The following is a 19,573-nucleotide window of genomic DNA, read 5'->3' as shown; positions in this document are numbered from 1 at the left end:
GGGTCCGCGCCACGGGCACGCCGCCCGGGCGGCCGTTCGCGGCGTCGGCGGCGCGGGCCGCGTCGGCCAGCGCGGCGACCCGGGCGAAGCGGCGGCGCACAGCGCGGATCCGCGCCAGCAGCTCCTCGAAACCGAACGGCTTGACGAGGTAGTCGTCGCCGCCCAGGTCGAGCGCCTCGACCCGGTCCGACTCGTCGGCGCGCGCGGTCACCACGATCACCGGAATGTCGCCGAGCTCCCGGATCCGCCGGCAGACCTCGGTGCCGTCCAGGTCCGGCAGGCCGAGGTCGAGCAGCACGACGTCCGGCGGCTCGTCGCCGCCGACGGCCGAGAGCGCCGCCGTCGCCGTCGTCACCCGTCGCGTCGCGTACCCGGCTCGCACCAGTCCGCGTACCAGCTGTGTCCCGACCGCCTCGTCGTCCTCGACGACCAGCACCACGGCCTCGTCGGACTCCACCGCGGCGGCCGGCGCGGCCGGCGCGCCTCCGGGACCTTCCTGACGCGGCACGCCGCGCGTCGTCATGCCCGCCGCCCCGCGGCGAGATCGTTCTTGGCCAGGACTTCCGGTTTGGCTAGGACTTCCGGGCGCCATGACCATTCCACCTCGTCGAGGACGTCAGCGACTGTCACGAGGGGCAGGTCGAGCAGCCGGGCCTGGAGAAGGTCCGCGGGCAGGTTGGACTCGACGACGGTCCGGGCGTCCCGTTTCGTCAGCGTCGTCGCGTGAGCGTCGCGGGCGTAGCCGACCAGGGCCTCCCGCCAGACGTTGCCGATCCGGCCATGCGCTCGATCGAGCAGGAAGCGCAGCCAGGTGTCCCTGGGCCCGTCGAGCTCGGCCGAGGCGACCGCCGCGAAGGAGAGCACCCAGAGCCCGTGGACCTCCGGGGCGCCGCTGACGCGTGTCGGCGGCAGGAGGCGCCACTTGGGGGCGCGCTCCCCGAGCACGAGGTAACCCAGCGGTCCCAGCGGCGCCGCCGGGGTTCCTGCCGGATCGGCGACAGGGTTCCTGCCGGATCGGCGGACGGGGTCCCTGCCGGATTGGCGAAGCCGATCTGGGAGGTCGTGATCTGGGAGGTCGGCGATCTGGGAGGTTCGGGGCGCACGGCCGTCGGGCAGCGGCGTGGTGGCCCGGACGGCGGCGGCGACGGCCGGGTGGTCGGAGCGCACGACCATGGCCACCGCGTCCGCGTTGACGGCCAGCAGCAGCCGGGGCAGCCAGCCACCGGGGTCGTCGGTGAGGTCGGCGGCGACGGCGACCGGCCGGCGGGCCCTGGCCGCCGGTGGCAGGCCCTGCGCGAGCACCGTCGGGAGGCGGACATGCGCCACCGGTCGGTCCCCGCCCGTCCCCGCCGGCAGCGGCGCCTCCCCGACGAACACGAGCTGGCCGGAGGTCTCCGCCGCGTCCATGCCCTCGACCTGGGAGTGCCGAGGGTGCTGAGGGTGCTGAGGCCCGATCGCCTCCACAGCCGCGGTGACCAGGGCGCGCGCCGCGGGCTCGGGGAGCAGGTCCCGCGGGGCGCTCTCCAGGGATGCCCGGCCGCGGGTGTAGATGGCGGTGTCCGTGGCCAGGGGGCCGGTGGCGCGGTCGACGTGACGCCAGGTGTGGCTGGTGGGGCGGCACACGTAGAGGTCGGCACGGGCGCCGACCGCCTCGGCGCCGTCGTAGGCGTGGAAGGCGGGCAGCATGGCCTCGAGGGCGAAGCCGGCGTCGGAGAGGGCTCGCTGGGTCTTCCAGCCCAGCGTCGGCGCCCGGTCGGAGAACCCGTAGGCGAGCAGCACCCGGCCGTGGTCACGGTCGCGCAGGCCCTCGGCGCCGCGGGCGCAGAAGAGCGCCACCCCCTCGGGGGTGTAGGGCGGGTCGGTGAAGGCCAGGTCGGCGGACCCGGCCACCGACGGTGGCAGGCCGAATCGCAGGTCGGCGAAGTAGGGCCGCACGTCGAGGCCGCGCGAACGACCCTGGCGGTGGAGGAAGGAGAGCAGCTCGTCATCGACGTCGACGACGGTGACGCGCAGGCCGGGGATGACGGCGGCCGCCGCGAGCGAGGTCAGGTCGTGGTCGCCGACGCAGAGCAGGCGCCGGCCGGCGAGGTCGTAGGTGGCCGCGAGCCACAGTGCTCGGCGGACCACCGTCTCGGCCGTCGCCGCGACGTGGTCCAGGTCGGCCCGGGGCCTGGGCGCCTCGGCGATCAGCTCACGGATCGTGGCCACCAGGTCCGCGTGCGCGTCGAGCGGACCGGCCAGCGGGTCGGTCGGCGTCGTGGCGGCGAGGCCCGCCGCGTCGACCAGCTCGCGGTAGCCGGCGGCCAGCTCGGGGCGTACCCGAGGCCCGGCCCCCTGGCCGTCGTCGAGGTCGTCGCCGAGGGCCGCGAGCACCTCCTCGACGGTGCGCCGCGGCAGCCCGGCCGTCCGGACCAGCCGCCCGGCAGCGTCGCCGCCCTTCGGGCCGCCACTGGCCCGGCCGGCACTGGCCCGGCCGGCACTGGCCCGGCCGGCGCCGCGTGGCGCCGGGTCGTCGGCCGCCAGCCGGGCGATCAGCGCCCGTACGGGCCGCCCAGACACCCCGTACGCGTCAAGCAGTACCGCCAGCCGCGCCTGGCCATCCGTCCCTGCCCGGCGTGCCTGCCCGTCGTGGCCGGTCGCGCCGGCGGCGTGCGGGCTCGCCGACTCGTCGGTCAACCGTGGGCCGTCGCCGGAAGTCACCCTCCCAGCGTGCCACCTTCCGCTGTCGGCCTGATGGTCGCGTGGCCATCCGGGTGAGGGTCGGCTACCGGACAGGACCCGGTGACTGGTCCGACCGATATCGCCGGATCCGTCACCAGCGGGACGCCCGTGAACGGGGCAACTGTGTGATATTGCGGCGCGCGGAGAGGACGATTCGCGCGCGACGGCCGATACTCTCATGGCGTGTGGAGAAGGCTGGACCTCCGCGGTGAGGCACTGACAACGCTGTCCTCGGCCGACATCCGTCGGCGGCTGCCGCGCGCCGCGATCGATGTCGACGTGGCGCTCGAGACGGTCCGGCCGATCTGTGACGACGTGCGCGACCGCGGCGACGCCGCCGTGCTGGACGCCACCGAGCGCTTCGACGGGGTCCGCCCGGCCACGCCGCGGGTACCCGCCGGCGCGCTCGACCGGGCGGCGGACGAGCTCGACCCGGCGGTGCGCGCGGCGCTCATCGAGGCGATCCGGCGCACCCGCCTGGTCCACCGGGCGCAGCTGCGTGAGCCGGTGACGATCGAGGTCGCGCCCGGCTCGACGGTCACCGAGCGGTGGGTGCCGGTCGACCGGGTCGGGCTGTACGTGCCGGGCGGGCGGGTCGCCTACCCGAGCAGCGTCGTGATGAACGTCGTGCCGGCCCAGGAGGCTGGCGTCGGCTCGCTCGCCGTCGTCTCCCCGCCCCAGCGTGACCTCTCCGGCCCCGGCGGCACCCCAGGGCCATGGGACGGCCTGCCGCATCCGGTGGTGCTCGCCGCCTGCCGGCTGCTCGGCGTCGACGAGGTGTACGCCGCCGGCGGCGCGCAGGCGGTCGCGATGCTCGCGCACGGCACCGAGAGCTGCCCCGCCGTCGACGTCGTCACCGGCCCGGGCAACGTGTACGTCGCCGCGGCCAAGCGCCTGCTGCGCGGGATCGTCGGCATCGACGCCGAGGCCGGCCCGACCGAGATCGCCGTCCTCGCCGACCACACCGCGGACCCGGCGTTCGTCGCCGCCGACCTGATCGCCCAGGCCGAGCACGACCCGATGGCGGCCTGCCTGCTGGTCACCCCGTCGGTCGAGCTCGCCGACGCCGTCGAGGTGGAGCTCGGCAAGCAGGTGCCGGCCACCCGCCACCGGGAGCGGGTCGAGGAGTCGCTGTCGGGCCAGGGCGCCGTCGCGCTCGTCGACGACGTCGAGGCGGGGCTGCGGGTGGTGGACGCCTGGGCCGCCGAGCACCTGCAGATCCAGACCGCCGACCCGGCCGCCGTCGCGGCCCGGGTCCGTCATGCCGGTGCGGTCTTCGTCGGCCCGTACGCGCCCGTCCCGCTCGGCGACTACCTGGCCGGCTCCAACCACGTGCTGCCCACCGGCGGCACCGCCCGGCACTCGGGCGGCCTGTCCGTGGCCGCGTTCCAGCGCGAGGTGCACGTCGTGACGTGCACGAAGGAAGCGCTCGCGGACGTCGCGCCGCACATCGCCGCGCTCGGCGCGGCCGAGGACCTGCTTGCCCACGTCGACGCGGTGGAGGTGCGCTCTCGATGAGGAGGCGCTCAGTGAGTTCCAGGGTCGCTGCCGACCCGAGAGCCGCGGCCGGTTCTCGGCCGGCCGTGGCGGTGGCCCGATGACCGAGCAGCGCGCGGGCTCCTTCGGGCAGGGCGACTCGGTCCGGCCGGTGGTGCGGGTGAGCGCGCGGCCCCGTGACGAGGCGACGGGGTCCGTCCGGCCGTGGCGGCCGGTGACGCTCGACGATCTGCCGCTGCGCCAGGACCTGCGCGGCCGCTCGCCGTACGGCGCGCCCCAGCTGGACGTGGCCGTCCGGCTGAACACCAACGAGAACCCGCACCGGCCGTCCGCCGAGCTGGTGGACGCGCTCGGCAAGGCGGCCACCCTCGCCGCCACCGAGGCCAACCGCTACCCGGAGCGCGAGGCCGAGGCGCTGCGCGCCGACCTGGCCTACTACCTCACCCCGGACGCCGGGTTCGGCCTGCACACCAGCCAGGTCTGGGCGGCCAACGGCTCCAACGAGGTGCTCCAGCAGCTCCTGCAGGCGTTCGGCGGCCCGGGCCGCCGCGCGCTGGGCTTCGAGCCGTCGTACTCGATGCACCGGCTGATCTCGCTCGCCACCGCGACCGAGTGGGTGGCTGAGGACCGGTGCGACGACTACACCCTCGACCCGGTCGCCGCGGCCGACGCGGTGCGCCGCCACCAGCCGTCGGTGGTGTTCCTGTGCTCGCCGAACAACCCGAGCGGGACCGCGCTGCCGCTCGACGTGGTCAAGGCGGTGTGCGTGGCGGCCGAGGAGATCGGCGGCTGCATGGTCGTGGTCGACGAGGCGTACGGCGAGTTCCGCCGCGCCGGGGTGCCGAGCGCGCTCACCCTGCTGCCGGAGCAGCCGAAGCTGGTCGTCACCCGGACGATGAGCAAGGCGTTCGCGCTTGCCGGCGCCCGGGTCGGCTACCTGGCCGGCCACCCGGCGGTGGTCGACGCGCTGCAGCTGGTCCGGCTGCCCTACCACCTGTCGTCGTTCACCCAGGCGGTGGCGCGCACCGCGCTCGCCCACGCCGACGAGCTGCTCGGCACCGTCGACGCGGTCAAGGCGCAGCGCGACCGGATCGTCGACGAGCTGCCGGCGCTTGGCGTGCGGGTGGTGCCGTCGGACGCGAACTTCGTGCTGTTCGGCCTGTTCCGCGACCAGCGCGCGGTCTGGCAGTGCCTGCTCGACCACGGCGTGCTGGTCCGCGACCTGAGCCTGCCCGGCTGGTTGCGGGTCACCGCCGGCCTGCCGAGTGAGATCGACGCGTTCCTCGGCGCGCTGCGCTCCATTCTGGCCGACAGCCCGTCGGCGCTGGTGGGTACGAAGTAGCTGTCGGTACACGTAGCTGGCGGGCACCAACGGGCACCAAGTAGAAGGCGAACGAGACATGGCAGGGACGCGGTCCGCCCGGATCGAGCGCAAGACGCTGGAGTCGGACGTGTTCGTCGAGCTCGACCTCGACGGCACTGGTGTCGCCACCGTGGAGACCGGGGTTGGGTTCTTCGACCACATGCTTGCCCAGCTGGGTAAGCACGGCGGCTTCGACCTCACCGTGCGCACCAAGGGTGACCTGCACATCGACGCGCATCACACTGTCGAGGACACCTCGATCGCGTTCGGTGAGGCGCTGCGGGCGGCGCTCGGTGACAAGGTCGGCATCCGCCGGTTCGGCGACGCGATGGTGCCACTCGACGAGGCGCTGGTGCAGTCCGCCGTCGACCTGTCCGGCCGCCCGTACTGCGTGCACGTCGAGCCGGACCTGGCCCCGATGATCGGGACCTACGACACGACGCTCACCCGGCACATCTTCGAGTCGATCACCTCGGCGGCTCGGATCGCGCTGCACGTACGGGTCCTGTCCGGTCGCAACGCCCACCACGTCGTCGAGGCGCAGTTCAAGTCGGTCGCGCGGGCGATGCGGGACGCGGTCGCGTTCGACGCCCGGGTGTCCGGCGTCCCGTCGACCAAGGGCGTCCTCTAGATGGCCGGGAGCCGGCCGAAGGTGGTCGTGCTCGACTACGGGTCGGGCAACCTGCGCTCGGCGCAACGGGCGGTCGAGCGAGTCGGCGCGGACGTCACCGTGACCGCGGACCTGGCCGCCGCCGCGGAGGCGGACGGGCTGGTCGTGCCCGGTGTCGGCGCGTACGCCGCCTGCATGGCCGGGGTCGAGCGGATCGGCGCCGGGCCGACGGTCCGGGACCGGGTCGCCGCCGGGCGGCCGGTGCTGGGAATCTGCGTCGGCATGCAGATCCTCTACGAGCTCGGCGACGAGCACGGCGTGCGCACCCAGGGCCTCGGGCTGCTGCCCGGCGAGGTCCGCCGTCTCGCCGCGCCGATCCTGCCGCACATGGGCTGGAACACCGTCGCCCCGCCGGCCGGCTCGACGCTGTTCGCCGGCCTGCCGGCGGGGACGCGGTTCTACTTCGTCCACTCCTACGCCGCCAAGGCCGACCCTGGTGCCGGCGACACGGTCACCGAGCACGGCGAGCCGTTCGCGGCCGCCGTCGAACGGGGTCCTCTGTGCGCGACCCAGTTCCACCCGGAGAAGTCCGGTGACGCCGGCGCCCACGTCCTGGCCAACTGGCTGGGCACGCTGCGCTGACCTGCCTCCTCGGGCGACTGGTCAGCGCCCGGCGGCGAAGTCCGCGAGCAGGCCGACGGCGGTGTCCAGCGCGGCGGGGGAGTGCGGATACCGCAACCGGGCGAAGGTGACGCCACGGGCCCAGCGTGTGAGGAACCGGAACTCCTCGGCGGCGAGGTCGACGTCGAGCAGGGCCGTGCGCATCAGGCCGGCGCGCAACATCAGCACGCCGTCGACCGACCGCGTCCGCGTCAACTCCGGCCGCTCCGCGAGGTCGGGAGCGTGGGCCGTCTGCGTGCCCGAGAGATTGCCCTTCGGGACGGCACGGTCTGGATCACCAGCGGGTGGGTCCAGACTGATCACGGCCGTCACGGTGACCGGCTTATGCGCGTCGCCTGCCACGGCGTGGCGGCTCTTGGTGGCGTAGCGGGTGAGCACGGTGCCCTCGCCCAGGCCCAGCAGCTGGCCGGAGTCGTGCCAGAGCCGGACCTCCCGGCTACAGGACAGCACCCGCGGCTCGTTGCCCGTGAGGTGGAGCACCGCGGCGTCGTCGCCGAGCAGCGGCCACCCGAGTCGCTGGTGCAACGCCATGGAGAGTGTCGACTTTCCGCGCCCCGAGCGCCCGGTGAGGAGCACGGCGCCGGCGGGGCTGACGAGCGTGGCCGAGTGCAGCACCTCGGTGTCCCGCCGGGCCGCCAGTGCCCACGGCACGGCGGACCCGATGAGGTGGTCCGCTTCCGCTGGGCTCGGCGCGCCGCGCAGATGCCAGGAGATCTCCTCGCCGCCGCCGGCGGGCAGCGAGTACGGGGCGAGGCCCTCCGTGAGAAGCGCCAGGCCGCCGCCGTCCACGGCGCGGATCTCCACGTCGCCGCGGCGCACCCTGATCCGCGCCAGGCGTTGCCCGGCCGGCACCTCGGCCGGCCCGCGGCGCACTGTGATGACGTACGGGGCGGGCGACTGCTGGAGATCCTGGGCCTGGGCCGCCTTCTCAGGCGCCGCGCCTGGCATTCCGTCGCCGGCGACGCGCTGCGCTGGAACGAGCGCCAGGTACCGGTCGTAGCCGGGCAGCCTGACGTCGGCTCGGACCTCGACGGCCCCGAAACGGTAGTGCGCCAGCCGCACCGGCGAAGGGGCTCCGACAGGTGGGGACGAGCAGCCGGTGTCCCGAGGCGCAAGCCCCGGGACACCGGCCGTCGGGAACTCCGACCTGGACACAGGCGCCACGCGGGCGTGGGCGGTCGTGATCCGAGCCGCCCGCGGCACCTCCATCGGCGCTACCTCCTGCTGTTCGGGAGACCAGGATCCAGTGTCAAAGGCATTTCCGCTGGGTCAGCCGCTGGTGAAATCGAGGGGCAGCGCCCCGTCAAAGTTGAGGCCAAGCCCACCGGCGGTCCGCATCGCCAGGCTGCCGTGGCAGACCAGCGCGGGCTTCTCGTAGGGCCGGTGCTCAGCTGGCGCCACAGCGGGCACGTGCTCAACGGTAGTCATGGCACTCTCCAAGATGGTCGACTGTCGTCACGATGAGTTGCATACTGCGGCAGTTCGATTACCGAGAGTAGCAGAACTAGGTGACTCAAAGACGCACCCCGTTGCCAGTGAGCCACGTGTCGACGCCGACCAACTGCCACAACGACGCCAGCCCGTGCAGTGGGTTCGGCGGGTGGCGGCCCTGCCGGGCCGCGGCCGCGGCGGCCTCCCATGCCCGCGTCGCAGCGTCGAGGTCGACCCAGCCGCCGGAGACGAGCGGGCCGCCCGCGAGCACCTTGCCGATCCCGCCCGCGACTTCCAGGGCGTCGACGACGGGCAGGTTGAAGAAGATCTTGCCGGGCCGGGTGCGCACCAGTTCGGGGAGCGTGTCGCCGGCCGCCGCACGCAGCACCGGCTTGGTCAGCCCAGGCTGGTAGAGCGTGGCGCCCGGCGTCGACAGCGCCGCCTCGATCGTCCGGCGGTCATGGAACGGATGGCGCCAGTCCAGGCCGGCCGACGTGTAGAACGCCCGCAGCGTGTCCAGCGTCGACAGCTCGGCCCGGATCGCCGCCTCGATCCAGCGGTGACGCTGTTCGTTCGACGGGTACGCGGCGCGCTCGGCCGCGTCCGCCGCGGCGAAGCGCTCCTCGAGATCCAGGCCACGCAGGCGCTCGGGGCGTAGCCACGGCAGCACCAGGCGCTCCCCGCTGTTCCCGCGTGGGTACGGCGCCGTGGCGAACGCGCGTGCGACGCCCAGCCGCCTGGGCAGCGACCGTGGATTGATCCCGCGCCCGGTCTGGCGCCACAGGGTGGCGAGCCGGCCAGCCCGAAGCAGGTCTGGGAAGTGGTGGCGGTAGCCGGTCCACCACTCGTCTCCGCCCTCGCCGGACAGCAGCACGGACAGTCCCTCGGCGCGCGCCGCGTCGCGGACGGCGTCGGACAACGCGAGGTTGGGGCGCGGCGGGAGGTCGAGAGTGGTCGCCGTCCAGGCCCGCCAGCGGTCCCAGTCGTACAGGTCCGGCTTCACCCGCAGGATCGGCAGCCTGAGACGTTCCTCGACCGAGTCGATCCAGCGCGACTCGTCGTGCGGTTGTCCGGGGAAGACCATGCTGATCGGCACGATGCGGATCGCGGCGCCGCGCCGGGCCAGCGCGTGCGCGACACCGGCCACGGAGCTTGAGTCCAGCCCACCGGACACGCCGACCGCGACCGGGCTGCCGGGGGCCGCTGTCTGCAGCGCCGCGTCGCCGACGGCCGCATCCAGAGCGGCACGCAGCCGGCTTGCCGCGGCCGCCGTGGTGCTGGGGCGCAGGGGTGGGACGATGGAGAACAGCGAGCTGAACGGGCGGCGCGTCCGCGTCCCAGCCGGCCCGATCTCGACCAGGTGGCCAGCTGGCACCCGCTCGACGCCGCGCAGCAGGGTCTCGTTCAGGGTCGTCAGGTCGCGGGTCAGCGTCTCGGCGAGCACCGCGTGGTCCGCCTCGAGCGGGATGCCCGCGGCCCGGAGCTGGGCGTAGTCAGTGCCGAACACCACCCGCTCGGCGGTGCTGTGCAGGAAAAGCCGGCGCATGCTGCGCGGCGAGCGGGCGAGCGTCAGCCGACCGGTCGCCGCATCGAAGACGGCGAGCGCCCAGTCGCCGAGCAGCCGGTCGAGGCAGGAGGGGCCGTAGCGCCGCCAGGAGCTCACGACGTGGCCGGCCACGTGGTCCCGTCCGCTTCCCGCGATGTCGCCCTGCTCGGGCCGGGTGCTTCTGGTGCCAGGCGACCAGCCGTCGACCACGGCCAGCAGCCCGCCGGGGCCCGCGGTGTGGGCGAGGTCCGCGTCGGGCCCAAGTGCCGGGCCGGGTGTCGCGGCGAGCGCGAGTGGGCCGGCCGCCCAGGTGCGTGTAGGGCCACTCGGCGGGGTGATCGCGGCGGCCAGCATCCTCTCGGCCGTCGCGATCGTGGCGGGCCGACGGTCCAGCCGCAGCTCACCGCAGAAGGTCATCGTTCCTCGCAGCGGGGAGCGGTACCGGTAGTCGGCGCCGGTGGCGTGAGTGGATAGGTGGCGATGGGCTGGAACGACCCAGCCGGCCCGGCGTCCGCGGCGTGGGCGTGACCGTCCACCTGTGCCCAGGCATGGGCCGCGAACGGCGTCCCGGTCGCCCTGCGCACGCCGACCACCACGGAGGCCGCCTGCCCGTCGCTGGCCGCGAGCCAGCACCGCAGGACGGAGCGCGGCAGGCATCCCTCCGTACCGCGCCACGCCGCGCCGGCCCTGGTCACGAGCTGGTCGAGCCAGGGGTCGGTGAGGGTCCGACGCCCGGCCGGGAACCAGCGGGCAGCCGGCGAGCGGGCCGCCCGGCCGGCCGCGGCGACCAGCGCGGGCAGCCCGCGGCGGCGCAACACCACCTCGACCGCGCCGGCTGCCAGCCACAGCTGCGCGCTGACGGCGAGTTCCGCGGCGGGCTGGCACCAGCGCGAGCGCGCGCCAGGGCGCTCCTCCCGCGCGGGCCGGGTGGCTGCCCCGGGCGTCATGGCGACTGGCATGGCGTCGTGGTGGCGAGTCGGCGGCTCAGCAACTCGTCGAGTAGCTCGCGCAGGTCGGCCTCGGCCCGCGGTGGGTCGACCCGCCACTCGGCCGCGATCGACAGGGCGGCCCGGCGGACCGCGGCGCCGCGTGGGACGGCAGACGCGCCCAGCTGCCGCCACAGGTGCGCTCCCGTCTCGTTCAACGCGAAGTACGTGCCGTCGTCCGGGTGCAGCAGGACGATCTCGCCCTGGAGGTCGGCGACCTGAACGCCGGGCGCGACCCGGATCTCATCGTGGTCGGTGGGATCCGAACCGGCCCTGGGCGCGGCGTCGGCGCGGGCCGTTTCGGCCTCTCCGATCCGGAGCGGACCCAGGCGGTCGGCGGACGTGGTGGGCTGGTGGCTGCTGTCGGCCATGGAAACCTCCGGCGTGGTGACCGTCGAGGACCGTCTCGTGGCCAGATCACGAAGTGGCTGCGTAACGTGCCAATCAAATCACTCTGCGTAGAGGTTGGGTGCGTCGACACTCGGCACTCGGGCGGGTGGCAGGCCGATGGGCACGTCGGGCTTGCCGCTGTTTCCTGGTGAAGGCCTGCTCGATGGAGGCCGGCTCGGCGCCCCCGCCACGGGTCTTCCGGGATCCGTCAGGTCCCGCTGCCTGGGCAGCGCCCCGGGAGCGGCCCCTTCGTCGCCCGGGCCGCGTTCGACCTCCGGCAGGTCCGCGAGGGCCAGCCGCAGCGCGTCGCGAAAATAACGGTTCGTCGCCGCGAGCTCGGTCGGGCTCCCGAGTGCCTCGAGCCGGCCGTCCTCCAGGACGGCGATCCGGTCGCAGGCAAGCACGGTCGACAGCCGGTGCGCGATGACGACCACGGTCGTCGACCGGTCGACCGCCGCCAGCGCGGCGCGCAACGCGAGCTCGGCATCGGCGTCGAGCGCGCTGCTCGGCTCGTCCAGCACCAGCAAATCCGCCGGACGTGCGAGCGCCCGTGCGAGCGTGACCCGCTGGCGCTGGCCGCCAGACAGCGCCCCGCCGTGTGGCCCGGCGGGATGGTCGACGCCGGCGGGCCAGGCCGCGAGCTCCGGGCCGAGTCCCGCCGCGCCCGCCGCGGTGCGCACCGCGGCGTCGTCGATTCCGGTCCGCAGGAAACGTATGTTGTCCGCGACCGTGCCGCTGACCAGCGCGGGCTGCTGGCCGACGGCCGCCACCCGGCCAAACCACTGCGCCGGGTCGATCTCGGCGCGGTCCACGCCGTCAACCAGGACCCGCCCCCGGCTCGGCTCCAGCAGACCGAGCAGGACGGCGGCGAGCGTGCTCTTGCCCGCGCCGCTGCGCCCGACCACGCCGAGCCGTTCGCCCGGTCGCAACGCCAGGTCCAGCCCCGTCAGCGCCGGCCGGTCCGCCCCGGGATGGACCACGTCGACCCCCTGGAGCCGCAGCCGCCCGGCCGCGGGCGGGCACGGGCGCCGTCCGGCCGGCCGGGCCGGCGCCCAGCGGGCCAGGTGCTCGTCGATCCGGCTCAGGTGGGTGAGCCGCTCGCGGACCTGGTGCGTGGTCCCGACGAGCGCCGCGGCCTGCCCCAGCGCGCGCATGGTCAGCAGGATGACCAGCCCCAGAGTGGGCAGCGCGAGGTCGTCCAGCCACAGCACGGCGAGCAGCACCGCGGTCAGCGCGAGCACAGCCAGGTCACGGGCCAGTCGCGGCGCCACCGTCGTGTGGAACATGATCTTTCCCTGGAGCAGCCCGGCGAGCTCCGCCCGCCGCGCCAGAGCCTCCCCCGCCGCGCCGCGTGCGTTGAAGATCCGCAACTCGCCGGCCACGGTCGTGGTCTCGGTCAGTGCGGCCGCGAGCCCGCTTGCGGCCTCAACCGCCTGACGGTTCGCCGAGTGGGCGCGCCGGCCGCCGAGCCGGGCAGTGACGACCGCGACCGCGCCGACGCCGGCGAACAGGGCGCCGGCCGGTAGCGGGCTCACGGCGAAGGCGGCGACCGTGAACGTCGCCAGCCGCAGGCCACCCGCCACGGCGTCGGCCGCGTGTTGGGCACCCAGCGACACCTGCCCCGCGTCGGTGAACGCCAGTTCCTGCAGCCGCCCGACCGGCTCGGCGCGCTGCGCCGGCCAGTCCGCGGCCAGGTAGCCATGCGCCAGTCGGCCACGCAGCGTCGTCACCGTCGTCGCGCCGATCCGGGTGGTGTGCCGCGCCGCGACGACGGAGACCACGGCCGACGCGGCGGTGACCAGCAGGGCCGCCACCGCGAGCCCGCCGCGTCCGTCCGCGAGCCTGCCGGGTAGTGCCCAGCCGACCCGGGTGTGCCCGGCCGCGAGCGTGATCAGGAACACCATCGCCAGGAACTCCAGGACGCCGGAGAGCAGGCCCAGCGCCGCCATGACCGCCACCCGCCGGGCCGGGCGATCGACCCCCGTCGTGGCCCGCGTCCAGCCCTGGGCGAGGCGGGCTCCGGCCCGCCGAGCCCGGTCGGCTGGGGATCCGCGGCGGGCGGTGGGCCGTCCCGGGGCGTCGGGGCTCGGCGCGGATGGGGTGGTGGGGACTTGGCCGTCCGAGGGCCGGCTGGATGTCACCATGGCCGTGAAGATAGCCAGCAGTCATCAATCAGCTACGGTAGGTAGTGGATGGTGTCGTCCGGGAGGGTGACCGCCCGGTGGCGTCCGGCAGAGCCCTCACCGGCCCGCCCGATGCTCCGCCAGGCCGCGAGTCGCGGCGGACCGCGCCGGGAAGTGTCCAGAAGCGCGAGCGCGAGGAAGCGGGGATGTCCGTGCCCATACGACGGTCGGTGCCGGTCGGCGCGACCCCACCGGATGGTGGCTCGAACGACGTGCGATCGGCATACCCGTTGGTCCCTGCCGGACCGTCGGTCCCCGCCGGCCCGGACGCCGTGGACCGCGTCGCGCGCGCCGCGCTGGCCCTCGCCAGGGACGCGGCGGATGCCCTGCTGATCGAACGGCTGCACCAGGCCGGCATCCGGCCCGTGCTGCTCAAGGGGCCGGTGACGGCGCGCCGGCTGTATCCCGGCGAGCACCGTCCCAGGGTGGACTGCGACCTTCTCGTCCCCCCGGCCCAGTTCGCCAGGGCGCGGGCTGTCCTCGTCGCCGCGGGGCTGCGTCCCTACGACCCCTGCCCGTACGCCCAGATGTTCGGGCACCCGAGCGGGCAGGCGGTCGACCTGCACTGGACGCTGCCGGTGGCGACCGTGCGCGCCGAACGGCTGTGGGCAGTGCTGTCCCGGCACATCGCCGAGTTCCAGCTCGGTGGGACCGTCGTCGACGCGCTCGACCTGCCCGCGCACGCCTGCCACCTCGCCATCCACGCGGTGTCCGTGCCCGCGCGGTCGCAGGCGGCGCGTCGCGACCTGGATCGGGCGGCGGCGCGGATCCCGCTCGCGATCTGGCGGGAGGCGATGGGGGTCGCCGACGAGCTCGGCGCGCGGCCGGCGGTCGCCGCGGCGCTGCGGACCGGCTCGCCGGCCTGCCGGGCCTTGGCGGACGCGTTGGGGCTGCCTGTGCAAGTGCCGTTCGCGCAGCGGCTGTGGCTGGCGGACACCAGCCTGCTGCTCAGCGCGCGGCAGATACTGCGCGCCGCGCCGCCGGAGCACCGCCGGGCGATGCTCCGGCGCTGGCTGCTCCCCACGATGGCCGAGATCGCGAGCCGCGGTCGGCGCCCGGAGGTCCGGGCCGTGACGCCGGCGGCGCTGCCTCCGCTGGGACGGATGCTGTGGTACCGCGCACGTCAGATCGTGCTGTTCGCTGCCGCGGTCCACCGCGCGGCCCGCACGCCCGCCGGTACCCGGCGTCTCGACGAACCGGCGGCGCCTGTGCCGATGCCGTCCGACGCGCGCCCGCCCGCCGACCTGACCGTCGCCTGACGTGGACCCGGTGCGCCCGGCGGAGGCTGGCGGCATCGCGACGGGTCCCGTCCCCTCCGGGTTCCGCTGATCCGCGAGCGCTTTTCATCCCGCTCTCCCAGGGCGCCATGAAGGCGGAGCGAATAATTCTGGTGTCGATGGAGTTCCGCCGGAATCGTGGCCGGTATGCGTCGATAAAAAGATCATCGCGCCGGTGGCGATGAACCTCCTTCTTTGCTGGTGAACGCCGTCCGGGATGTGGCGCGCGTTACCTTCAGCCCAGAAACAAAGCCATGACGGCGCCAAGCCAGGGCTCCCAGCTATTCAGGGCCTAGGTGCCGCGATGCCGTACCGGCCGTGCTGAAACCCGACGAAGGGAACCTCATGAAACTCATGCCTCGACGCGCGGGGCGGTGCGCCGGCATTCTCGCCATCGCCGCCGGCGTGGCGTTCGCGGCGGCCTCGCCCGCCTCCGCCGCCTCTCCGAACAGGGCAGACGCCGTTCGCCTGAGCGGGATCGTCGACCACGGTCCGGTCGTGGAAAGCACCTACCCGGGTGACTCGTGGAACGATGCCACGAGTATCAGCGTGCCGTCGCTGCTCACCGCCGGCCCCGTCGCCACCGTGGCCATCTCGACGGCCGCGAGCGCGACGGTCAGCGGCCTCTCTCTCGCCCTGACGACGGCGGCCGCCCTGAACGCCGACTCGCTCTATTCGGGCTGTGCCTACGACGTGGGCAGCGGTGTGGTGAGTGGGACCGCTCAGATCGGGAGCGGACAGATCACGACCCCCGGGGCGCCGATCGCTCTCGCGACGAACCCGGCCCCGAACACCGTCATCTCCATCCCGGCTGTGGGCACCCTGACCCTCAACCGGCAGCGGGAGGCGCCGGACGGCACGCTGACGATCGACGCGGTGGCGGCCAGTCTGTTCGGCGGCCTGGAGACCGTCACCATCGCGACGTCGGTCTGCAACGCGGACACACTGACCTGACGAATCTGAGGAACGGCCCTGGAAATCCCCGGGGACACTCCGACGGACCTCGGCGGTGCTTCGGCGCCTCCGAGGCTTCGTCGAGGAACGACGTGGCCGCCGGCGGTCCCGGCACGGCGTCGCCGCGCCGCCGGCCCTCCTTGCCGGGCCGGGCTCGAACCGCGGACCCGTAGGGTGGTCGCGTGACGCTCACCCTGCTGCCCGCCGTGGACGTCGCCGACGGCCTGGCCGTTCGGCTGGTCCAGGGCGAGGCCGGATCGGAGACCTCGTACGGCGACCCGCGCGACGCCGCGCTCGCCTGGCAGCGCGACGGCGCCGAGTGGATCCATCTCGTCGACCTGGACGCCGCCTTCGGGCGTGGCTCCAACCGGGAGCTGATCGCCGAGGTGGTCCGCTCCCTCGACGTCGCCGTGGAGCTGTCCGGCGGGATCCGCGACGACGACTCGCTGGACGCGGCGCTCGCCACCGGCGCGGCCCGGGTGAACGTCGGCACCGCCGCCCTGGAGAACCCGGACTGGGTGCGCCGGGCCATCGACCGGGTCGGCGACCGGATCGCCGTCGGGCTGGACGTCCGCGGCACGACGCTGTCCGCCCGCGGCTGGACACGTGACGGCGGCGAGCTGTTCGACGTCCTCGCCCGGCTCGACGCCGACGGCTGCGCCCGCTATGTCGTCACCGACGTCCGCCGCGACGGCACGCTCACCGGCCCGAACCTGGAGCTGCTCGCCGCGGTCACCGCCGCCACCGACCGGCCGGTCGTCGCCAGCGGCGGAGTGTCGTCGCTCGCCGACCTGAGCGCGATCGCCACCGTCCCCGGCGTCGAGGGCGCGATCATCGGCAAGGCGCTCTACGCCGGCGCGTTCACCCTCCCGGAGGCGCTCACCGTCGCCGGCGGCGAGACCGCGGCGGGCGCCCGGCGATGAGCGTCGCGGTCCGCGTCATCCCCTGCCTGGACGTCGACGCCGGCCGGGTGGTCAAGGGCGTCAACTTCACCGGCCTGCGTGACGCAGGCGACCCGGTCGAGATGGCCCGCCTCTACGACGCCGAGGGCGCGGACGAGCTGACCTTCCTCGACATCACCGCCTCCAGCGGCAACCGGGAGACGACGTACGACATCGTCCGGCGCACCGCCGAACAGGTCTTCATCCCGCTGACGGTGGGCGGCGGGGTGCGCGCCGCCGACGACGTGGACCGGCTGCTGCGCGCCGGGGCGGACAAGGTCGGCATCAACACGGCCGCCGTCGCCCGTCCTGAGCTGCTGCGCGAGTGCGCCCTGCGGTTCGGCAGCCAGTGCGTCGTGCTGTCCGTGGACGCGCGGCGCTCGCCCGACCAGGACGGGCCGCGCTTCGAGGTGACCACCCATGGCGGCAGGAAGGGCACCGGCCTCGACGCCGTGGCCTGGGCGGCGCGCGCCGTCGAGCTCGGCGCCGGCGAGATCCTGCTCAACTCGATGGACGCCGACGGCACCCGCGACGGCTACGACCTGGAGATGATCGCCGCGGTCCGCGCGGAGGTGGGCGTCCCGGTGATCGCCAGCGGCGGCGCCGGCCAGCTCGCGGACTTCGCCCCCGCCGTCGCCGCCGGCGCCGACGCCGTGCTCGCGGCCAGCGTCTTCCACTTCGGCCATCTGCGCATCGCCGATGTCAAGGAAGCCCTGCGCGACGCCGCCGTGCCCGTTCGTTAGGCCCGGGCCACCTCGTGGCCGCGCGGGAGTACGCGGCCCGTTCCTGGTGTTGCAGGGTGGATGTCACGCGCCTGTCACCGGGCTGTAGCGAAACCACGGTCGGTGGCGGGCGTACGCGCGTTGGCGAGAGGAGAGAGGTGCCCGCACCTGGTGACGCCCCGGACGAGCCGCCGAGCCCCGGTGGCCCCGTCGACCATCTCAACCCTCCCGGTTTCGCCCAGTCGGCGCGCGCGATCGACGAGACCCGCTCGGTCATCCGGCGCGGGCTGCGGATCCTGCTGCTGGCCGTGCGCGAGGAGCGCCGGCTGTTCGCGCTGTCGGTCTTCGGCAGCGCGCTGTTCGGCCTCGCGACGGTGGCCAGCTCCTACGTGCTCGGCGAGGTGACCCAGCGGGTGATCGTCCCGTCGCTGCGCGACGGGCACGCGGCCTGGGGGAGCGTCGTGACCGCCGCGTTGCTGGTGTTCGCGGTCGGCGCGACCCGCGCCGTGGGGATGTTCTTCCGCCGGTTCGCGGCCGGTGTGCTGCAGTACCGGATGCAGGCCCACTACCGGCGCCGCGTCACCCGCCAGTACCTGCGGCTGCCGCTGGCCTGGCACCAGCGGCACTCCACCGGCGCGCTGCTGTCGAACGCGAACGCCGACGTCGAGGCGCTGTGGGCGCCGATCGCGCCGTTCCCGTTCGCGGTCGGCGTGGTCGTGATGCTCGCCGCCGCCGTGGGGCTGCTGGTCGCGACCGACCCGCTGCTCGCCGCCGTCGGTTTCGTCGTCTTCCCGCTCGTCGGCGTCCTGAACCTCACCTACTCGCGGCTGGTCTCGCCGCTGTTCGCCCGGGTGCAGGAGCTGCGCGCCGAGGTGAGCACCGTCGCGCACGAGTCGTTCGACGGCGCGCTCGTCATCAAGACCCTTGGCAGGGAGGCCGACGAGACCGCCCGCTTCCGCCGGTCCGCCGAACAGCTGCGAGACGCGATGATCCGCGCGGGCCGGGTCCGCGGGGTGTTCGACCCGCTGATGGAGGCGCTGCCCAACTTCGGTGTGCTCGCCGTGCTCGTCGTCGGTGCGCACCGGATCGGCTCCGGCGACCTGTCGGTCGGTGACCTGGTCCGGGTGGCCTACCTGTTCACGCTGCTCGCCTTCCCGATCCGGGCGATCGGCTGGGTGATCAGCGAGATGCCCCGCTCGGTGGTCGGCTGGGGCCGGGTGTCCGCGGTGCTGACCGCCGAGGGCGAGCAGGAGTTCGGCACGGAGCGCCTGGCCGGTACCGGCCCGGCCACGCTGCGCCTCGACGGCGTCGGCTACCGCTACCCCGCACCCGTCGACGCCGACAGCGAGGACCACGGCGACAGCGAGGACGACGGCGGCCGCGCCAACGACAGCGTCGGCGGCGAGGCGGCGGTGTCGGGCGTGGCACTCGCGGATGTCACCTTCGAGGCACGTCCGGGCAAGGTGCTCGCGGTCACCGGGCGCACGGGCGCCGGGAAGTCGACGCTGGTGAGCCTGCTCGCCCGCCTCGTCGACCCGGACACGGGCACCGTCCGCCTCGACGGCGCCGATCTGCGTGACCTCGCCGCCGATGAGGTGACCTCCGCGGTCGCCCTCGTCGCCCAGCAGGCGTTCCTGTTCGACGACACCGTCCGCGCGAACATCACCCTCGGCCTGGACCTGCCCGACGACGCCGTGTGGGACGCGCTGCGCCTCGCGCAGGCGGACCGGTTCGTCGAGGCACTGCCAGGCGGCCTGGACACCGAGGTGGGGGAGCGCGGCACCACCCTGTCCGGCGGCCAGCGCCAGCGGATCTCGCTCGCCCGCGCGCTGGTCCGCCGCCCCCGGCTGCTCGTCCTCGACGACGCGACCTCCAGCGTCGACCCGCGGGTCGAGGCGTCGATCCTCGCCGGCCTGCGGGCGCTCGGCTCGGCGGGGTCGTCGACCGTGGTCGTCGTCGCCCACCGCCGGGCGACGATCGCGCTCGCCGACGAGGTCGTCTACCTGGAGGCCGGCCGGGTCGCGGCGCACGGCCGGCATGACGAGCTGCTCGTCGGCTCACCCGGCTACGCCGAGCTGCTCACGGCCTACGAGCGCGCCGCCGCCGACCTCGACGCACGGCCCGGGCTGGACGCGTCCAGGACCGTTGGCCTGGACGCCGACGACCTTGGCCACGGCGACGGACTCGACGAGGAGGTTATGTCGTGACGACCGCCACGGCGGGCCCGGTCCCGCCGCAGCGCGGCGCTCCGCCGGCCGCACCGCCGGCCGG

Annotated in this window: 17 protein-coding genes; 9 read left to right on the top strand and 8 right to left on the bottom strand. The window is 74.7% G+C overall.

Features of this window, described 5'->3' with window-relative positions; all coding sequences use genetic code 11:
* Positions 1–523: response regulator transcription factor (locus tag FRCN3DRAFT_RS50830; protein WP_007519138.1), on the bottom strand; the 523-nt coding region annotated here is incomplete at its 3' end.
* Positions 520–2,700, bottom strand: a complete 2,181-nt coding sequence (locus tag FRCN3DRAFT_RS48195; protein ID WP_007519136.1) for a bis-aminopropyl spermidine synthase family protein — start codon at positions 2,698–2,700, stop codon at positions 520–522. The genes FRCN3DRAFT_RS50830 and FRCN3DRAFT_RS48195, both read right to left, overlap by 4 nt.
* A gap of 204 nt (positions 2,701–2,904) precedes the next feature.
* Here FRCN3DRAFT_RS48195 and hisD point away from each other — a divergent pair, with 204 nt between their 5' ends.
* The 4 genes from hisD to hisH all read left to right on the top strand — a co-directional run bounded on the left by hisD (position 2,905) and on the right by hisH (position 6,833).
* Positions 2,905–4,239 carry a histidinol dehydrogenase gene (gene hisD / locus FRCN3DRAFT_RS0237685; protein ID WP_007519135.1) on the top strand — a complete coding sequence of 445 codons (1,335 nt, stop codon included), beginning with the start codon at positions 2,905–2,907 and terminating at the stop codon, positions 4,237–4,239.
* Between the two features lie 79 nt (positions 4,240–4,318).
* Positions 4,319–5,560 carry a histidinol-phosphate transaminase gene (locus FRCN3DRAFT_RS48190; RefSeq protein ID WP_007519133.1) on the top strand — a complete coding sequence of 414 codons (1,242 nt, stop codon included), beginning with the start codon at positions 4,319–4,321 and terminating at the stop codon, positions 5,558–5,560.
* Positions 5,561–5,618: 58 nt separating this feature from the next.
* The gene (hisB, locus tag FRCN3DRAFT_RS0237675; RefSeq protein WP_007519131.1) at positions 5,619–6,212 is read left to right on the top strand and encodes an imidazoleglycerol-phosphate dehydratase HisB; all 594 of its coding nucleotides are present in this window, start codon (positions 5,619–5,621) and stop codon (positions 6,210–6,212) included.
* Positions 6,213–6,833 carry an imidazole glycerol phosphate synthase subunit HisH gene (gene hisH / locus FRCN3DRAFT_RS0237670; RefSeq protein ID WP_007519129.1) on the top strand — a complete coding sequence of 207 codons (621 nt, stop codon included), beginning with the start codon at positions 6,213–6,215 and terminating at the stop codon, positions 6,831–6,833. It begins immediately after the preceding gene.
* A gap of 21 nt (positions 6,834–6,854) precedes the next feature.
* On the opposite strand, the gene FRCN3DRAFT_RS0237665 is transcribed toward hisH, so the two are convergent.
* The 6 genes from FRCN3DRAFT_RS0237665 to FRCN3DRAFT_RS0237640 form a co-directional block, all read right to left on the bottom strand.
* Positions 6,855–7,934, bottom strand: coding sequence for a phosphoenolpyruvate carboxykinase (ATP) (locus FRCN3DRAFT_RS0237665; protein ID WP_131803509.1), 1,080 nt, complete (start codon positions 7,932–7,934; stop codon positions 6,855–6,857).
* Positions 7,935–8,141: 207 nt separating this feature from the next.
* A complete protein-coding gene (locus tag FRCN3DRAFT_RS54560; protein ID WP_007519126.1) occupies positions 8,142–8,300 on the bottom strand; it encodes a hypothetical protein in 159 nt (52 codons plus the stop codon).
* An 85-nt stretch (positions 8,301–8,385) separates the two neighbouring features.
* A complete protein-coding gene (locus tag FRCN3DRAFT_RS0237655) occupies positions 8,386–10,266 on the bottom strand; it encodes an asparagine synthase-related protein (protein ID WP_007519125.1) in 1,881 nt (626 codons plus the stop codon).
* Positions 10,263–10,796, bottom strand: coding sequence for a lasso peptide biosynthesis B2 protein (locus FRCN3DRAFT_RS48185; protein ID WP_007519123.1), 534 nt, complete (start codon positions 10,794–10,796; stop codon positions 10,263–10,265). Before FRCN3DRAFT_RS48185 ends, FRCN3DRAFT_RS0237655 begins: the two co-directional genes overlap by 4 nt.
* Positions 10,793–11,206, bottom strand: a complete 414-nt coding sequence (locus FRCN3DRAFT_RS0237645) for a PqqD family protein (RefSeq protein ID WP_007519121.1) — start codon at positions 11,204–11,206, stop codon at positions 10,793–10,795. The genes FRCN3DRAFT_RS48185 and FRCN3DRAFT_RS0237645 overlap by 4 nt, the downstream gene beginning before the upstream one ends.
* Positions 11,207–11,284: 78 nt before the next feature.
* Complete coding sequence (locus tag FRCN3DRAFT_RS0237640) at positions 11,285–13,369, bottom strand: ABC transporter ATP-binding protein (RefSeq protein ID WP_232794379.1); 2,085 nt, start codon at positions 13,367–13,369, stop codon at positions 11,285–11,287.
* Positions 13,370–13,554: 185 nt separating this feature from the next.
* Here FRCN3DRAFT_RS0237640 and FRCN3DRAFT_RS0237635 point away from each other — a divergent pair, with 185 nt between their 5' ends.
* The 5 genes from FRCN3DRAFT_RS0237635 to FRCN3DRAFT_RS0237615 all read left to right on the top strand — a co-directional run bounded on the left by FRCN3DRAFT_RS0237635 (position 13,555) and on the right by FRCN3DRAFT_RS0237615 (position 19,509).
* On the top strand, positions 13,555–14,667 hold the full coding sequence (locus tag FRCN3DRAFT_RS0237635; RefSeq protein ID WP_007519117.1) for a nucleotidyltransferase family protein: 1,113 nt from the start codon (positions 13,555–13,557) through the stop codon (positions 14,665–14,667).
* Between the two features lie 372 nt (positions 14,668–15,039).
* Positions 15,040–15,639 (top strand): choice-of-anchor P family protein, encoded by a 600-nt coding sequence (locus FRCN3DRAFT_RS0237630; RefSeq protein ID WP_232794378.1) that lies wholly within the window; start codon positions 15,040–15,042, stop codon positions 15,637–15,639.
* A gap of 182 nt (positions 15,640–15,821) precedes the next feature.
* Positions 15,822–16,562, top strand: a complete 741-nt coding sequence (gene priA, locus FRCN3DRAFT_RS0237625) for a bifunctional 1-(5-phosphoribosyl)-5-((5-phosphoribosylamino)methylideneamino)imidazole-4-carboxamide isomerase/phosphoribosylanthranilate isomerase PriA (RefSeq protein WP_007519113.1) — start codon at positions 15,822–15,824, stop codon at positions 16,560–16,562.
* Positions 16,559–17,323, top strand: coding sequence for an imidazole glycerol phosphate synthase subunit HisF (gene hisF / locus FRCN3DRAFT_RS0237620; protein WP_007519111.1), 765 nt, complete (start codon positions 16,559–16,561; stop codon positions 17,321–17,323). Before priA ends, hisF begins: the two co-directional genes overlap by 4 nt.
* A 137-nt stretch (positions 17,324–17,460) precedes the next feature.
* Positions 17,461–19,509: an ABC transporter ATP-binding protein gene (locus tag FRCN3DRAFT_RS0237615; RefSeq protein WP_007519109.1), complete on the top strand. Its 2,049-nt coding sequence runs from the start codon at positions 17,461–17,463 to the stop codon at positions 19,507–19,509.
* Positions 19,510–19,573: the final 64 nt, after the last annotated feature.

Source organism: Pseudofrankia saprophytica (assembly GCF_000235425.2).
Classification (GTDB): domain Bacteria; phylum Actinomycetota; class Actinomycetes; order Frankiales; family Frankiaceae; genus Pseudofrankia; species Pseudofrankia saprophytica.
This window is presented reverse-complemented; position numbering and strand designations above follow the sequence as displayed.

What these genes read in the sequence shown, in the direction of transcription:
- FRCN3DRAFT_RS48190 (WP_007519133.1), top strand. Translation starts at nt 4,319, where the DNA reads ATGACCGAGCAGCGCGCGGGCTCCTTCGGGCAGGGCGACTCGGTCCGG.
- hisB (WP_007519131.1), top strand. Translation starts at nt 5,619, where the DNA reads ATGGCAGGGACGCGGTCCGCCCGGATCGAGCGCAAGACGCTGGAGTCG.
- hisH (WP_007519129.1), top strand. Translation starts at nt 6,213, where the DNA reads ATGGCCGGGAGCCGGCCGAAGGTGGTCGTGCTCGACTACGGGTCGGGC.
- FRCN3DRAFT_RS54560 (WP_007519126.1), bottom strand. Translation starts at nt 8,300, where the DNA reads ATGACTACCGTTGAGCACGTGCCCGCTGTGGCGCCAGCTGAGCACCGG.
- FRCN3DRAFT_RS0237655 (WP_007519125.1), bottom strand. Translation starts at nt 10,266, where the DNA reads ATGACCTTCTGCGGTGAGCTGCGGCTGGACCGTCGGCCCGCCACGATC.
- FRCN3DRAFT_RS48185 (WP_007519123.1), bottom strand. Translation starts at nt 10,796, where the DNA reads ATGACGCCCGGGGCAGCCACCCGGCCCGCGCGGGAGGAGCGCCCTGGC.
- FRCN3DRAFT_RS0237645 (WP_007519121.1), bottom strand. Translation starts at nt 11,206, where the DNA reads ATGGCCGACAGCAGCCACCAGCCCACCACGTCCGCCGACCGCCTGGGT.
- FRCN3DRAFT_RS0237640 (WP_232794379.1), bottom strand. Translation starts at nt 13,369, where the DNA reads ATGGTGACATCCAGCCGGCCCTCGGACGGCCAAGTCCCCACCACCCCA.
- FRCN3DRAFT_RS0237635 (WP_007519117.1), top strand. Translation starts at nt 13,555, where the DNA reads ATGTCCGTGCCCATACGACGGTCGGTGCCGGTCGGCGCGACCCCACCG.
- FRCN3DRAFT_RS0237630 (WP_232794378.1), top strand. Translation starts at nt 15,040, where the DNA reads ATGCCTCGACGCGCGGGGCGGTGCGCCGGCATTCTCGCCATCGCCGCC.
- hisF (WP_007519111.1), top strand. Translation starts at nt 16,559, where the DNA reads ATGAGCGTCGCGGTCCGCGTCATCCCCTGCCTGGACGTCGACGCCGGC.